The 14,761-nt window shown below is 36.6% G+C and carries 13 protein-coding genes and 10 tRNA genes; 18 read left to right on the forward strand and 5 right to left on the reverse strand.

Features of this window, described 5'->3' with window-relative positions; translation table 11 throughout:
* Nucleotides 1–71: 71 nt before the first annotated feature.
* From HMPREF1252_RS00555 to HMPREF1252_RS00615, 13 genes are all read left to right on the forward strand, one after another.
* A tRNA-Glu gene (locus HMPREF1252_RS00555) sits at nt 72–146 on the forward strand.
* A gap of 6 nt (nt 147–152) precedes the next feature.
* Nucleotides 153–228, forward strand: a tRNA-Val gene (locus tag HMPREF1252_RS00560).
* A 6-nt stretch (nt 229–234) separates the two neighbouring features.
* Nucleotides 235–311: transfer RNA gene (locus tag HMPREF1252_RS00565), tRNA-Asp, on the forward strand.
* 21 nt (nt 312–332) lie between these two features.
* A tRNA-Thr gene (locus tag HMPREF1252_RS00570) sits at nt 333–408 on the forward strand.
* A gap of 8 nt (nt 409–416) precedes the next feature.
* Nucleotides 417–502 (forward strand) — tRNA-Tyr (locus HMPREF1252_RS00575).
* Between the two features lie 75 nt (nt 503–577).
* A tRNA-Gly gene (locus HMPREF1252_RS00580) sits at nt 578–651 on the forward strand.
* A gap of 5 nt (nt 652–656) precedes the next feature.
* A tRNA-Arg gene (locus HMPREF1252_RS00585) sits at nt 657–733 on the forward strand.
* Between the two features lie 8 nt (nt 734–741).
* Nucleotides 742–818, forward strand: a tRNA-Gln gene (locus tag HMPREF1252_RS00590).
* A gap of 15 nt (nt 819–833) precedes the next feature.
* Nucleotides 834–909, forward strand: a tRNA-Lys gene (locus HMPREF1252_RS00595).
* Nucleotides 910–916: 7 nt separating this feature from the next.
* Nucleotides 917–1,005, forward strand: a tRNA-Ser gene (locus tag HMPREF1252_RS00600).
* A gap of 618 nt (nt 1,006–1,623) precedes the next feature.
* Nucleotides 1,624–2,286, forward strand: a complete 663-nt coding sequence (locus HMPREF1252_RS00605; RefSeq protein ID WP_023058922.1) for a transcriptional regulator — start codon at nt 1,624–1,626, stop codon at nt 2,284–2,286.
* A gap of 65 nt (nt 2,287–2,351) precedes the next feature.
* Nucleotides 2,352–3,287 (forward strand): carbamate kinase, encoded by a 936-nt coding sequence (gene arcC / locus HMPREF1252_RS00610; RefSeq protein ID WP_023058919.1) that lies wholly within the window; start codon nt 2,352–2,354, stop codon nt 3,285–3,287.
* Nucleotides 3,288–3,381: 94 nt separating this feature from the next.
* Nucleotides 3,382–3,669: a hypothetical protein gene (locus tag HMPREF1252_RS00615; protein ID WP_023058921.1), complete on the forward strand. Its 288-nt coding sequence runs from the start codon at nt 3,382–3,384 to the stop codon at nt 3,667–3,669.
* Nucleotides 3,670–5,528: 1,859 nt separating this feature from the next.
* Here HMPREF1252_RS00615 and wecB read toward each other — a convergent pair.
* The 4 genes from wecB to HMPREF1252_RS00640 are packed head-to-tail and all read right to left on the reverse strand — an operon-like array spanning nt 5,529 to nt 9,345.
* Nucleotides 5,529–6,632: a non-hydrolyzing UDP-N-acetylglucosamine 2-epimerase gene (wecB, locus tag HMPREF1252_RS00625; protein ID WP_023058928.1), complete on the reverse strand. Its 1,104-nt coding sequence runs from the start codon at nt 6,630–6,632 to the stop codon at nt 5,529–5,531.
* Nucleotides 6,629–7,663 carry a glycosyltransferase family 4 protein gene (locus HMPREF1252_RS00630; protein WP_023058935.1) on the reverse strand — a complete coding sequence of 345 codons (1,035 nt, stop codon included), beginning with the start codon at nt 7,661–7,663 and terminating at the stop codon, nt 6,629–6,631. The genes wecB and HMPREF1252_RS00630 overlap by 4 nt, the downstream gene beginning before the upstream one ends.
* A complete protein-coding gene (gene upp / locus HMPREF1252_RS00635) occupies nt 7,664–8,293 on the reverse strand; it encodes a uracil phosphoribosyltransferase (RefSeq protein WP_008900894.1) in 630 nt (209 codons plus the stop codon).
* The gene (locus HMPREF1252_RS00640) at nt 8,281–9,345 is read right to left on the reverse strand and encodes an L-threonylcarbamoyladenylate synthase (protein WP_023058932.1); all 1,065 of its coding nucleotides are present in this window, start codon (nt 9,343–9,345) and stop codon (nt 8,281–8,283) included. The genes upp and HMPREF1252_RS00640 overlap by 13 nt, the downstream gene beginning before the upstream one ends.
* A 285-nt stretch (nt 9,346–9,630) precedes the next feature.
* Between HMPREF1252_RS00640 and HMPREF1252_RS00645 the strand changes: the two genes are divergently transcribed.
* The 5 genes from HMPREF1252_RS00645 (at nt 9,631) to HMPREF1252_RS00665 (ending at nt 13,990) form a co-directional block, all read left to right on the forward strand.
* Nucleotides 9,631–10,047: a MaoC family dehydratase gene (locus tag HMPREF1252_RS00645; protein ID WP_008900892.1), complete on the forward strand. Its 417-nt coding sequence runs from the start codon at nt 9,631–9,633 to the stop codon at nt 10,045–10,047.
* Nucleotides 10,048–10,066: 19 nt separating this feature from the next.
* Entirely contained in the window at nt 10,067–11,242 is a 1,176-nt protein-coding gene (locus HMPREF1252_RS00650; protein WP_008900891.1) for an acetyl-CoA C-acetyltransferase, read from the forward strand.
* A 4-nt stretch (nt 11,243–11,246) separates the two neighbouring features.
* Nucleotides 11,247–12,029 (forward strand): enoyl-CoA hydratase-related protein, encoded by a 783-nt coding sequence (locus HMPREF1252_RS00655; protein ID WP_008900890.1) that lies wholly within the window; start codon nt 11,247–11,249, stop codon nt 12,027–12,029.
* Between the two features lie 12 nt (nt 12,030–12,041).
* Complete coding sequence (locus HMPREF1252_RS00660; protein ID WP_008900889.1) at nt 12,042–12,884, forward strand: 3-hydroxybutyryl-CoA dehydrogenase; 843 nt, start codon at nt 12,042–12,044, stop codon at nt 12,882–12,884.
* Nucleotides 12,885–13,057: 173 nt separating this feature from the next.
* Nucleotides 13,058–13,990 carry a magnesium transporter CorA family protein gene (locus HMPREF1252_RS00665; RefSeq protein WP_023058926.1) on the forward strand — a complete coding sequence of 311 codons (933 nt, stop codon included), beginning with the start codon at nt 13,058–13,060 and terminating at the stop codon, nt 13,988–13,990.
* A gap of 90 nt (nt 13,991–14,080) precedes the next feature.
* On the opposite strand, the gene HMPREF1252_RS00670 is transcribed toward HMPREF1252_RS00665, so the two are convergent.
* Nucleotides 14,081–14,731, reverse strand: a complete 651-nt coding sequence (locus tag HMPREF1252_RS00670; RefSeq protein ID WP_023058933.1) for a hypothetical protein — start codon at nt 14,729–14,731, stop codon at nt 14,081–14,083.
* Between the last annotated feature and the right edge of the window lie 30 nt (nt 14,732–14,761).

Genomic DNA, 14,761 nt, shown 5'->3' on the forward strand with positions numbered 1-14,761 from the left:
GAATCCTGCTCCCGCTACCAAAACAAGGTGCAAGTGCATCTGTCAGTAAAACCCTGGAAATAATTTGATTAGGCCCTGTGGTCAAGCGGTTAAGACACCACCCTTTCACGGTGGTATCCCGGGTTCGATTCCCGGCAGGGTCACCATTATTTGGGCGCATAGCTCAGTTGGGAGAGCACCTGCCTTACAAGCAGGGGGTCATAGGTTCGAGCCCTATTGTGCCCACCAAATATTGGCCTGGTAGTTCAGTTGGTTAGAATGCCAGCCTGTCACGCTGGAGGTCGTCGGTTCGAGCCCGATCCAGGTCGCCAATTTTATTTTCTATAGGGTGTGCTGGTGTAGCTCAATTGGTAGAGCAACTGACTTGTAATCAGTAGGTTGGGGGTTCAAGTCCTCTCACCAGCTCCAAAAGATATGGAGGAGTACCCAAGTTGGCCAAAGGGGACGGACTGTAAATCCGTTAGCTTCGCTTTCAGTGGTTCAAATCCACTCTCCTCCACCAAAAAAACTTATAAAATTTAACAAAACTACTTGAAATTAGCAGCTATATTTATTATAATAATAAAGTGAATTACTTGCGGGTGTAGCTCAGTGGTAGAGCCCCAGCCTTCCAAGCTGGTTGCGAGGGTTCGATTCCCTTCACCCGCTCCAATTATGCAGCTATAGCTCAGTAGGATAGAGCAACGGACTTCTAATCCGTGTGCCGGGGGTTCGAATCCTCCTAGCTGCACCAATTAACAGTGGGGCGTAGCCAAGTCGGTAAGGCACCAGACTTTGACTCTGGCATTTCGTAGGTTCGAGTCCTGCCGCCCCAGCCAACAATTTTATATCGTGATCCATTAGCTCAGTCGGTAGAGCACTTGACTTTTAATCAAGGTGTCCGGAGTTCGAATCTCCGATGGGTCACCATTTTTTTGGAGAGGTACCGAAGCGGTCATAACGGGGCGGTCTTGAAAACCGTTAGGGTGCAAGCCCACGTGGGTTCGAATCCCACCTTCTCCGCCACAGTTCGATTTTTAATTAGATCGAACTTTTTTATTTGTTTTAAGTAAGTTTAATAGATTTAATAAAAACCTCTAGTTTATTTAGGCTAGAGGTTTTGTTATATTTTATAGTAATCAAATACTACAAGTAAATAAATCTTTTTAGTAGTTAATGAGATCATAATAAAGTGAAAAGATACTTTTACACGGATTATCTTTATAAAATTTTCATACTCATATAAAAAAGTCCTAATTTTTTACCTATTTTTAAGTAAAAAACATAAATTTTCTAATTTTTTAGAAAAAATTATCGTTTTATTAAAATTTATTCCTATTTTGTGATAAAATAATATCTACATTAATATGATTCCTAATAAATCTTGCTCTTGGACTATATTTATTTTTAAAATCAAAGATAATTTAGTTTTATAAAATCATGATAATTTTTACTTAAGTTTTTAAATAAAATAAAAAGGTAATGTTTTAATTATATTTTTGTATTTGGTTTCAATTTGTCTTATAATGCTAGTTTTTTGAGGTTTCATATATAAATAAGAAATTCATTCGTATATAATATATTTAGAAATTCTTCTCAAACTTATTTCTAATTATATACGAAAATTTGTATTGAGGTGATTTCATGAATACAGAAAATAGATCAAATATTCTTAAACAATATGAAGGTATCGCTAATTTTTTAGCTACTACTTTAGGAAAAAACGTTGAGATTGCTCTTCTTGATTACAATGAAGGTAAGAGCAAGATAATCTACTTAATAAATGGTGAGCTAAGCGGAAGAAAAATCGGTGATGAATATTCCGGATTTAGTCTTAGAAAGATTTTAAAGACCGATTATAAAACTACAGACTATGTTTCCAACTACATCGTTATGAATGAAGTAAGCCATAGAGTTTTTAGAGCTTCTACGTACTACATAAAGGATGAAGGGGAACTGATCGGTATTTTAAATATCCACTATGATTTAACTAAGTTCTTAGAGTTTAGAGATTTCTATGAAAGTGAACTTCTTTTCGGTGTTGATGAAAGTAAATCTGAACCTAAGGAGTTCTTCACTGAGTCCATTGATTTAATAGTAGAAAATATGATTAAAAACGTATTTGTGCATTGGGATAGAAGTGTACCTACAAGCAAAATTATGGAGCCTGCAAACCCAATTAGACAGCTCTATGAACTTGGAGTGTTTAAATTCAAAGGTGCAATCAATAGAGTAGCTGAACTTCTTGATATATCTAACCAAACTGTTTATAGATATATAAAGGAAATAGAAGAAAGCGAGAAATAATATTTTTAAGTTTTGATCTCTAGATGTCCCATTTGGGAAAACATAAAATTTTAGAGGTGAAAATAATGGGAAAAAGAATTGTACTTGCCCTTGGAGGAAATGCTTTAGGTAATACTCCAGAAGAACAAAAAGAAGCTGTAAAAATAACTGCTGAATCAATAGTAGATCTTATAGATGCTGGTAACGAGGTGGTAATCGCTCATGGAAACGGACCTCAAGTTGGTATGATTAACCTTGCAATGACTGCAGCGAGCGAATCAGAACATAAAACTCCAGCTATGCCATTTCCAGAATGTGGAGCAATGAGTCAAGGATACATTGGATTCCATCTTCAAAATGCAATTGAAAATGAACTTGCTAAAAGAAGTATAAATAAAGGTGTGGTTACTCTTGTGACTCAAGTGCTTGTTGACAAGAATGACATGGCATTTGATAATCCTACAAAGCCAATTGGCTCATTTTACTCAAAGGAAGAAGCCGATGAGATTGTAGCGGAAAAAGGATATACATTTAAAGAAGACGCTGGTCGCGGTTATAGAAGAGTTGTAGCTTCACCAAAGCCTATTGATATAATTGAAAAAGAATCTATCAAAGCTATTCTCGCTGCAAACCAAGTTGTAATCGCTGGTGGCGGCGGAGGAATCCCAGTTATAATGACTGAAGCTGGACTTGAAGGTGTAGCTGCTGTAATCGACAAGGATTTCACTTCAGCTAAGATTGCTGAGCTTGTAGATGCAGACATACTCGTAATCTTAACAGCGGTTGAAAAAGTAGCTATCAAATTTGGAAAACCAGATGAAAAATGGTTAGAAACTATGACTATAAAAGAGTGCGAAAAATATATCGCAGACGGAGAATTTGCACCAGGATCAATGCTTCCAAAGGTAGAAGCTGCTATGGCATTTGTAAATTCAAAGGAAAATAGAGAGTCACTTATAACTTCTCTTGAAGCTGCAAAGGATGGCTTAGCAGGTAAGACAGGTACAAAAATTGTAAGATAAATAAATGTGCTTCCATTACGGAGGCACTTTTTAGTTTAAATAATTTCTGTGTTATAATTAGGATAAATATTTACTTAGAAAGCGGGAGAATAATTTGAAAAATAATAATGAAAATAAAAATAGAGAAAAAAGGATAGAGCCATGGTTTGTAGGGTCGGTTTTAATGAGTCTTGGGTTTGTTGTTCTAGTTTGTTTTTCTCTGGCAAAAGATGTGGATATGAAAGGACCTGTGGCGATGTATGCACTATTCTTAGCAGGAGATAGGGGAACCAATTTCTTTGATGAGAGACAAGGAAAGGCTATGAGGTATTTAAATCTACTTATGGCAATTGGCGGTGTGATTATAGCAATTGCAAATTTAATAGAAATACTTAGAGGATGAAGATCCTCTTTTTTATTTTTTGAAGGAATGTGTAGATTAGGTTAAATATAGGTCAGATCCTTCGACTTCAAAGGCTAACGCCTTTTCCGCTCAGGATGACAAGTTGGGAGACTTGATGCCCAATATGTGTTAATTATTTGCAAAGTTTACTGTAGCCTTCAGCTGTGCAAGCAAGATGCTTCTGCTACAAAGTTTATATAACAAATTTTGATGTATTACGCCTAACGGCTAAGGGAAGATAATTTAGTATCAGTGTTTATGGAAGCTGGTAGCTTCCGCTACGAAAGTAAATAATCATCAGTGTTGGACCTCACCAAGGTTATACCCATTCGACTCACTTCGTTCGCTCAGGGTGACTGTCTTCCTTAAGGCTTTCTAAGTAGAGCCTTCGGCTATGGAAGCAAGATGCTTCCGCTACAAAAATAAATCTTTTATAAGTTTTATCTAAAAATAAATTTAGAACATTTCTCCAATCTATTCCATAGAATCCTTAATCAATGTCTACTACAGATTTAATCTATACCACCATAAGAGATTTTTGCTTTCGGCGTTAAGAAATTTTCCACTGTCTGAGCGTAGCGAGTTTGGAAAATTTTAGCCGAATAAAAAAATCTCTACCAAAACCTCCACAATGCGAGGTGGGAAGAGGGAGCTCGAGGGAGAAGGGAGGAAACTGCGAGTCTCGAAGAGAAAACCGTAGGTTTTTTCGAGAGACGTTAATTCCCTCCCTCTCCCTCGTAAAAAAAGAATTTGAAGAAGAAAGAATATGGTTAGGTTAAACATATGATATTTATTTATATTCATTATAATTTTTAAAATTATTTCATTTGCAAAGACTTGACCTCCAGAGGTTATACCCATTCGACTCACTTCGTTCGCTCAGGGTGACTGTCTTCCTTAAGGTTTTCTAAGTAGGGCTTTAACAAGGGAGGAAACTGCGAGTCTCGAAGAGAAAACCGCAGGTTTTTTCGAAAGACGTTAATCGCGTTAAAGCCCTAGCCGAAATCTTTGATTTCGTAGCAGGTCTTATGCAAAGTGTTCCAAAGAAGACGAGCATTGCGAAGTCTGATTTGTTGAACACGACTGCCATTCTCCCTCGTAAAAAAAGATTTGAAGAAGAAAGAATATGTTTTAAAGAAGTGTAGAATATTTATTTACATTTATTATTTTACTTTTTTGTCTTAAGTAGGTTAAATATGGGTCAGATCCTTCGACTACAAAGACTAACGCCTTTTCCGCTCAGGATGACCAGGTAGAGGGGTAGACCCACAGAAGTTTATTAAATCAATCATTTATTTCCGTGTAGAGCCTTCGGCTGTGGAACCTAGAAGGTTCCGCTACAAGTGTTAATAATATGTATATTTATAATTACGCCTGACGGCTGAATGGAAAAAATTTAGTATCGAGGTTCATGGAAGCAGATTGCTTCCGCTACAAAATAAGTCATCCATGTTTGACCTGCAGAGGTTATACCCATTCGACTCACTTCGTTCGCTCAGGGTGACTGCAATTGGGTGGTTAATCTGTACATAGATCCTTCGACTTCAAAGGCTAACGCTTTTCCGCTCAGGATGACCATGTGGAGGAGTGGACCCCACTATGGCGACTGTCTTCATTAAGGTTTTTTAAGTAGAGCTTTCGGCTGTGGAAGCTGGTAGCTTCCGCTACTGGGGTGAATAAGAATTTATATTTTCGTACGGCTACGCCTGATTAAAAATAAATTATTATAAAGTTTAATGGGAATAGATTGCTTCCTCTACAAAATAAAAAAGAGATCTAAATCTAAACCATTACTAATTTAAATTCAAATCTCTTTTAAATCTTTTATTTAAAAATTATTTATTTAAAATTTATATATTTTACATATTTTCTACTATTGCATCTACTATTTTCTTCGCACTGGTGCCGTCGCCGTATGGATTTACTGCGTGTGCCATTTCCATGTAGATTTTTTCATCTGTCAACAGATCTTTTACTGCTTCATAGACTTTTTCATAGGATGTGCCTACGAGCTTCGCTGTTCCTGCTTCGACTCCTTCCATCCTTTCTGTTTCGTCTCTTACTACAACTACTGGTTTTCCTAATGCTGGTGCTTCTTCTTGCACTCCGCCTGAGTCTGTTACAACGAATGATACTTTGCTCATTAGTTTTGAGAATGGTAGGTATTGAAGGGGTTCGATAAGATGGATTCTTTCATCGTCTGCGAAGACTTCTCTTGCTATTTCTCTTACTTTTGGATTTAAATGTATCGGGAAGATTACCTGTGCATTTTCTTTTGAATCTAGTGCATCTTTTATTCCTTTAAATATATTCCTCATCGGTTCTCCGATATTTTCTCTTCTGTGAGAGGTAAGGAGAATCACTGGTCCTTTGTCGAAATCGAAGTTTCTTAAAAATTCGTCTTCAAATTCGTAGTCGCTATTTACTGCGTATTTTAATGCGTCGATTACTGTGTTACCTGTGAGATATATATTGTCGCCTGTGTATCCTTCTTTTATTAGGTTTTGTCTGTTTGAGTCGGTTGGACAGAAGTTGAAGTCTGATATTACTGATACGAGTTTTCTATTTGCTTCTTCTGGCCATGGACTTTGTAGGTTAAAGGATCTTAGTCCTGCTTCTACGTGACCTACTTTTACGTGTTGGTAAAATGCTGCCAGTGCTCCTGAGAATACTGTGGTGGTATCTCCTTGGATTAGTAGTAGGTCTGGTTTGTAATCTTTTATTACTTCTTCTAGTCCTGTGATGGATCTGGTTGTGATTTCTGTTAATGTCTGTCCGTCTTTAAAGATATTTAAATCGTAGTCTGGCACGATTTTAAATATTTCCAATACTGAGTCGAGCATCTGTCTATGTTGTGCTGTTACGCAAACTTTGCTGTCTATATTTCTAGCTTTAAGTTCATGGACGATTGGTGCCATTTTAATCGCTTCTGGTCTCGTTCCAAAAACTACTAATACTTTCATTTGTCCTCCTTTTTTACAGTCTTAAACATTCCGCTTAACCATCCTACTAGGAATATTAATATTATTATTAAGAGTGAAATTATTATTCCTATTACTGGATCGAAATCTGAGATTACATTTGCTAGTATTCCAAATATAAGTGAGATTGCGTAGAGGATTAATACTGTCTGTCTTTGGGTCAGTCCTAGTGCCAAAAGTCTGTGGTGTAAGTGTCCTTTGTCTGCTGCGAAGATCTTCTTGCCTGAGATATATCTTCTAATCATGGCAAATGCTGTGTCAAACACTGGGACTCCAAGTACCAACACTGGCACAAAAATCATAAGGGTTGTGGCATACTTCATGACGCCCTGGATGGATATATAGGAGAGCATAAATCCTAGGTACAATGCTCCTGTGTCTCCCATAAATATCTTGGCAGGGTTGAAATTATATGGCAAGAATCCTAAACATCCTCCGCCTATTGCCGCTGCAATTATCGCTACTGCAAGTAGGTTCATTTTAAGGGCTATAAACATAAGTGACACTGCAGAGATAAGTGAAATCCCTGCTGCTAGTCCGTCTAGTCCATCGATTAGGTTCACTGTGTTTGTGATTCCGCAGATCCAAAATAATGTCACTGGGATGGATAGATATTTTAACCACACAACTTCCTTGGTGCTTATTATATTTGTAAAGAATTCTATCTGTGAGCCGGAGAGGGCGATGATTAGCCCTGCTACTAATTGGAAAAATATTTTGGCCTTTGGACTTATTGAAAATTTATCATCAAGCAGCCCGGAAATTAAAATTACCGTAGAGCCTATTAAAAGGCTTATGATATTTTTATTTAAGGGGATAAAGACCAATATTGCAACCGTTGCGGCAAGATATATCGCTACTCCACCTGCAATAGGCATAGGACGCTTGTGCATCCGTCTATTGTCCTTTGGAATATCTAAGTAGCCAAATTTAGGTCCCACTTTAATAACTACTGGAGTTAGTATGAGGGAGATGGCAAAAGATATTAAAAAGGGAAGGCATATGGACTTCATCTATTTTGTACCAAAAATTCTGTCACCAGCATCCCCTAGTCCTGGTAAGATATATCCGTGATCGTTTAGTTTTTCGTCTATTGCTGCAAGGTATAGATCTACATCTGGATGAGCCTTTTGAAAAGCTTCTACTCCTTCTGGAGCTCCTAGAATGCAGACAGCCTTTATAGAAGTTGCGCCGGTAGCTTTTAGTTCGTTTACAGCTTCTATTAGTGAACCACCTGTTGCTAGCATAGGATCTAGTACGATCATAGTTCTAGATGCAACGTCAGATGGCATCTTGTTGTAGTAGGTAACTGGTTTTAAAGTTTCTGGATCACGGTATAGTCCGATGTATCCAACCCTTGCTACTGGAACTAGTGAAAGAAATCCGTCCACCATTCCAACTCCTGCTCTAAGAATAGGAACTATTCCAAGTTTTTTACCAGAGATTTCTTTGCCTGTGGTCTTCATAAGTGGAGTTTCTATTTCCACATCTTGTAGTTCTAAATCTCTTGTAACTTCGTATCCCATAAGGGTTGCAATTTCTGTAACGAGACTTCTAAAGTCAGAGCTTGAAGTTTCTTTCTTTCTCATAATTGTAAGTTTGTGTTGAATAAGTGGATGATCAGTAATAATTAATTTTCCCATTTTTTACCTCCTAAAATTGTAACATTTCCGCTTGAAGCTTTTGTAAGTCTGTTCATAATGCCTACGCCAAGACCAGACTGTTCAAAACCTTCGCAGAAAATAATATCTACATCATTATCATCAGCTAATCTCAAATTGTAGAAAAGATTGTGAGACGCATCTAACAGATCTTCTCCAGAACCAAGGCTTAGCTTAAGTACATCTTCTTCTATCTCTTTAAGGACTCTGTCCGTTGCAATAACGCAGATTTTCTTGTCCTTATTTTTATTAATTTCTTCTTTTATCTTATCTCTTACGAGATTTACATCTCCAACATAGGTATAGCAATTTGCGCTTGGAGCGTAGTGTCTATACTTTTGTCCAGGGCTTTTCGGAACACTCTTGTCGTCTTTGTCGATGGTTGTGTTGTCGTAGCACACATCTGGGATTACGCTCTTTAGATCCTCGTAGGTAATATAACCTGGTCGCAGAATCATCGGCGGATTAACTGTCATATCCACCACAGTGCTTTCGATTCCGACAAAGGACCTAGTTGAGTCCACAATATAATCCACTCTGCCATCTAAATCTTCTATCACATGGGCAGTAGAAGTAGGACTTGGTTTACCAGATAGGTTTGCAGATGGAGCAGCCACAGGCACCTTTGCCGCTTTTAAAATCGCATGGGCAACCTTGTCTGAAGGCATCCTAATGGCAACCGTATCTAGCCCTCCCGTCGCTCTGTCAGGAACGATACTCTTTCTATTAAAAATAAGGGTCAGTGGTCCTGGCCAAAATTTATCTATAAGAAGTTTTGCATCCTCAGGAATATCTCTAACCAAAGTATCTAGCATATCAAGATCTGCTATGTGAAGGATCAGTGGATTATCAGATGGTCTACCCTTAGCAACATAAATATTTTTAAGAGCATCTTCATTTAGTCCATTGCCTCCAAGACCGTATACTGTTTCTGTTGGAAACACGACGAGTTTGCCATCTCTAAGTGCAGATGCAACCTCTTTTATCTTTTCTCTTTCAAATTCATTTTCAATTTTTATAATCTTAGTAATCATATCATCACCATTCTTAAAAAATTATACCACAAAAAAACGTATAAAGTAGATGAACATAAGGTTAAAAGCATAAATTAATTAAATAAATGTAAATTAAAATAAAAATTAAAACAGATAAAATAAAAAATAAATATAATTGAAAATGAAATAAAAGATTGATATAATATAAACAAAGACATGTGCTAAAGTATTAAGAGAAAGAAGTTTTGAAAACGTTGTGTTTAAAACTTACTATATGGGTAAGATATAACTGGTAAACTATTTAAGTTTAATTGGAGGGTATCAATGAAAGGAAAAACGATAAAAGAATTGCACATAGGAGATAGCGCTGAGTTTACTAAGACTGTAACAGAAGGCGATGTATATCTATATGCAGGAGTAACTGGAGATTTAAATCCGGCACATGTTAATCAGGTAGCTGCAGAAGCTAGCATGTTCAAAGGAAGAATTGCACATGGTATGCTAACTGCAGGATTTATTTCTGCGGTACTTGGTACACAACTACCTGGACCAGGCACCATCTATATGGGACAAGAACTTAGTTTCTTAAAACCTGTATACTTTGGTGATACAATCACAGCTAAATGTGAAGTGTCAGAAATAATAAAAGAAAAAATCGTTAAACTAAAAACGACAGCAACCAATCAAAAAGGTGAATTGGTACTAGACGGAGTGGCAACAGTTATGCCACCTAGAGAATAAGAGAGTAATAGGAGGTATTATGAGAAAAGTAGTAATAGCAAGTGCTGCAAGAACAGCTGTAGGATCATTTGGAGGATCATTTAAAAACACACCAGCAGTAGAACTAGGAGTAGTAGCTGCAAAAGAAGCACTTAAACGTGCAAATGTTAAACCTGAAATGGTAGACGAAGCTTATATAGGTAACGTTCTACAAGCAGGACAAGGACAAAACATAGCAAGACAAGTTGTACTTGGAGCAGGCATCCCTTACACAACTCCAGCAATGACTATTAACATCGTATGTGGATCAGGACTTAGAGCAGTATCTCTAGCAGCTCAAATTATTGGAAATGGCGACGCAGACATCATTCTTGCAGGTGGTACAGAAAACATGTCAATGGCACCATACCTACTTCCAAAACACAGATACGGAGCTAGAATGGGCAACGATGTAGCAGTTGATGAAATGATCAAAGACGGTCTTTGGGATGCATTCAACGATTACCACATGGGTATAACTGCAGAAAACGTAGCTGAAAAATATGGAATCACAAGAGAAATGCAAGACGAAATAGCTGCAACTTCTCAACAAAGAGCTTCAAAAGCAAGAGCAGAAGGAAGATTCAAAGACGAAATCGTTCCAGTTGAAATAGTTACAAAGAAAGCAACTACTGTAGTAGATACAGATGAATATATAAGAGACGGCGTAACAGCTGAATCAATCTCTGGTATGAAACCAGCATTCAAAAAAGATGGTACAGTTACAGCAGCTAACGCTTCAGGTATCAACGACGGAGCAGCTATGCTAGTTATCATGAGCGAAGAAAAAGCTAAAGAACTAGGAGTAGAACCTCTAGCAACTATCGTTTCTTACGCAACCGAAGGGGTTGAACCAGACGTAATGGGTACTGGACCTATCCCAGCATCAAGATCAGCACTTAAAAAAGCAGGACTTGAAGTAAAAGATATGGACCTAATCGAAGCTAACGAAGCATTCGCAGCACAAGCAGGCGCAGTAGCAAAAGAACTTAACTTCGATATGGAAAAAGTAAATGTAAACGGTGGAGCAATAGCTATAGGACACCCAATAGGAGCATCTGGAGCAAGAATCCTTACTACACTTCTTTATGAAATGAAGAAACGTAATTCTAAGTACGGCCTAGCAACACTTTGCATCGGCGGTGGAATGGGAACTGCTCTAGTAGTAGAAAGATAAGAATATGGAATATAAATTTTTAATAGTTGAAGAAAAAGAAGATGGAATTCTTCTAGTAACAATAAATAAAGAAAGCAGTTTAAACGCACTTAACTCAGAAGTTTTAACTGAACTAAACACATTATTTACTCATATAGACCAATGTGAAAAGACAAAGGTAGTAGTTTTAACAGGTAAGGGCAAGGCATTTGTAGCAGGAGCTGACATCTCTGAAATGGCATCTCTAAACGCATCAGAAGGTGCAAAATTTGCTAAGCTTGGAATGGAAACTTTCATGAAGATTGAAAAGAATTCTAAACCTGTAATAGCTGCAGTAAATGGATTTGCTCTAGGCGGCGGATGTGAAATTTCACTAGCATGTGATATTAGAGTTGCATCTACAAAGGCAAAATTCGGTCAACCTGAAGTAGGTCTAGGAATCACACCAGGATTTGGTGGAACTCAAAGACTTATTAGAACAGTTGGACCAGGAGCAGCAAAAGAACTAATCTACACTGCAGACATTATAAACGCAGAAGAAGCACTTAGAATCGGACTTGTAAACCATGTTTATGAGCCAGAAGAACTAATCGACAAGGCACTAGAAATTGCTAAGAAGATCGCTTCAAAAGCTAAACTTGCAGTTGAATATTCTAAATGCGCAATAGTAAATGGTATCCAAACTGATATAGAAACAGGTATGGAAATCGAAAGACAAGCATTTGGACTATGCTTCGCAACAGAAGATCAAAAAGAAGGAATGAAAGCATTTCTTGAAAAGAGATCACCAGAATTTAAAGGACTATAGGAGGAAAATAAATTGAAAATAGCAGTAATCGGATCAGGTACAATGGGAGCAGGTATTGCTCAAGTACTAGCAACACATCACGAAGTAATCGTTAGAGATATAGTGCCAGAAGCATTAGAACAAGCAATGGCAAAAATCCAAAAAGGATATGCTAAAAACGTATCTAAAGAAAGAATGACTCAAGAAGAAATGGACGCAGCACTTGCTAGAATCAAAGTTTCTTCAGATATCAATGATATCAAAGATTGTGATTTAGTAATCGAAGCAGCTACTGAAAATCCAGTAGTTAAAAAAGCAATCTTCAAAGAACTTTGCGAAAAATGCGATGCTAAAACTATCCTAGCATCTAACACTTCATCACTATCTATAACAGATATAGGGGGAGCAACTAAGAGACCTGATAAAGTTATCGGAATGCACTTCTTCAACCCAGTTCCAATGATGAAACTTGTAGAAGTTATCTCTGGACAATTAACATCAGAAGAAACTAAGAAGACAATAATCGAACTTTCAAAAGAAATAGGCAAGACTCCAGTAGAAGTAGCTGAAGCTCCAGGATTCGTAGTAAATAGAATACTAATTCCTATGATCAACGAAGCAATTGGAATCTACGCAGATAACGTTGCAGCTCCAGAAGATATAGATACAGCTATGAAACTTGGTGCAAACCATCCAATGGGACCTCTTGAACTAGGGGACTTAATCGGACTAGATGTATGTCTAGCAATCATGGAAGTTCTTTACACTGAATATGGCGATCCAAAATACAGACCACATATTCTTCTAAAGAAGATGGTAAGAGCTGGTCAACTAGGAAGAAAGACTGGCAAAGGATTCTACGACTACAGCAAATAATTAAATTTTTTAGAAAGCAGAGAGAAATCTTTGCTTTCTTTTTTATTGCAAAACTAGTAAGACTTTTTAAAATTTTAAAATCTATGTAAATCAGGATAGCCATCGACTATAATTAATTTTAAAAATATGATATTCTATAATAAATAATAAAAATAAATGAAAAGGAAGTACCATTGCATAATAAATATATTTTACAAGAGAAGAACTTTATATTAACTGATAATGACGAAGATTATAATTGGCTTGAAATTATGAGCCCTACGGAAGAAGAACTAAAGAGTCTGCTTTCAAAATTTAATCTTCCAAGGGACTATGTCTTTGATGTCTCCGACCCTTATGAACTTCCAAGGACGGAAGGCTTAGAGGATGATATGCCCAATCTGTTTATTCTTTCATATCCGATTAAAATTTCTAATTATCAATATATTACAAGACCCCTTGCAATAATCATCGACAAGGAGAAAGTGATTACCATCTGCAGTGAAGATGCGGAGGTGTTTGATAATATAAAATCGAATAAATCACATAAGATGGATAATATTGAGGAGATAGAAAATTTTATCTTGGAGATTGCTTGGGAAATTTCAAAAGCCTATATAGATTACATCAAGGTTTTAAATATTGAGATTGATGAACTTCAAAATCAAACTAAGAAATCGACCCAGACGAAATATCTGGAAAAAATCATAGCAATTCAAAAAAGTCTTACCACTTTTCAAATGTCAACGAGGGAGAATGTTCCTGTAATAGAAAGTATTTTCGAGCTTGATTACCTATCTGAATCTGAAAATAGAGACGATCTTCTCCGCGATTTGCAGGTTGAAAATAAACAGGCGAGGGTCATGGTAGAGAGATCGACGCTGATGCTAGACAAACTATCCGACCTCTACACAAATGTCATAAACAACAATCTAAACGAAGTTATGAAGATCCTTACCTCTGTTACTATACTTATGACCATTCCAACCATTGTCGGAGGAATTTGGGGCATGAATGTGAGACTTCCTTGGCAAGATTCCGAACATGGCTTTTGGATTTTGATGGCACTTAGTCTTTTAATCGGGATTATAACCCTTTGGATCTTGAAGAAAAATGATTATCTATAAAAAATAAAGGAAGGCTGGACCTTCCTTTTTGTGTGCATTAAATTTTAATTTTGTCGATAATTTTGTATAATTAAAAATTTATTTCCCTGATCAATTATTTCCGGACATCTTAATATTGTATTCTTCTTCCAAGTTGGAGAAAGTCTCCTTGTATCTTTCTACAAGATCCGTCAGTTCTCCTACTTCCTCTTCTGAATAGTCAAGATTTTTGAGAGTTTCTAAAATATCTTTGATATCTTCCTTTATAATATTTAACTCTTCATCGCTTGGATATCGCTTCTTTAAATCCAGATTTTCATTCTTAATTTGTTCTACATAGGTAGAAATATTTGTGTAATTTAGATTGCTGTAACTATCTAGGATTGAGTCGTAGATGGTCTTTTCGCTTTCGTCTAGTTCAAAAGCGATTGGATTAAATTCATCCGCCAAGAAGTATAGGTACTCCTTATAATTTTCATCTATGTTTAAATAATCTTTGGAATCTTCGATTAAAATTTCGTTTCTATGGATCTTATTTAATTCGTCTTTGAATTTATCTTCCACTTCATCTTCAGAAATATCGAGATTCTTCATTTTAAATCTCATTATTGAGGATAGAATATTTAATTTTTCAATTTCAAATTCATAAAACTTAAGTCCTTGCAAGTATTCTGCGTAGATTTGCGGATATACATAGTACTTTAGTTCAAATTTTTTAAATAATAACTCAGATAATAAAAATCTATTGTATTCTTTGTCCATAACCTCACCTCTTATCCATTATACAATGGT

The organism is Peptoniphilus sp. BV3AC2 (genome assembly GCF_000478945.1).
In the GTDB taxonomy this organism is placed as follows: Bacteria; Bacillota; Clostridia; order Tissierellales; family Peptoniphilaceae; genus Peptoniphilus_B; species Peptoniphilus_B duerdenii.

Bases quoted from the DNA above. Each gene is read 5' to 3' on its own strand.
- HMPREF1252_RS00605 (WP_023058922.1), top strand. From the start codon at position 1,624: ATGAATACAGAAAATAGATCAAATATTCTTAAACAATATGAAGGTATC.
- arcC (WP_023058919.1), top strand. From the start codon at position 2,352: ATGGGAAAAAGAATTGTACTTGCCCTTGGAGGAAATGCTTTAGGTAAT.
- wecB (WP_023058928.1), bottom strand. From the start codon at position 6,632: ATGAAAGTATTAGTAGTTTTTGGAACGAGACCAGAAGCGATTAAAATG.
- HMPREF1252_RS00630 (WP_023058935.1), bottom strand. From the start codon at position 7,663: ATGAAGTCCATATGCCTTCCCTTTTTAATATCTTTTGCCATCTCCCTC.
- upp (WP_008900894.1), bottom strand. From the start codon at position 8,293: ATGGGAAAATTAATTATTACTGATCATCCACTTATTCAACACAAACTT.
- HMPREF1252_RS00640 (WP_023058932.1), bottom strand. From the start codon at position 9,345: ATGATTACTAAGATTATAAAAATTGAAAATGAATTTGAAAGAGAAAAG.
- HMPREF1252_RS00645 (WP_008900892.1), top strand. From the start codon at position 9,631: ATGAAAGGAAAAACGATAAAAGAATTGCACATAGGAGATAGCGCTGAG.
- HMPREF1252_RS00650 (WP_008900891.1), top strand. From the start codon at position 10,067: ATGAGAAAAGTAGTAATAGCAAGTGCTGCAAGAACAGCTGTAGGATCA.
- HMPREF1252_RS00655 (WP_008900890.1), top strand. From the start codon at position 11,247: ATGGAATATAAATTTTTAATAGTTGAAGAAAAAGAAGATGGAATTCTT.
- HMPREF1252_RS00670 (WP_023058933.1), bottom strand. From the start codon at position 14,731: ATGGACAAAGAATACAATAGATTTTTATTATCTGAGTTATTATTTAAA.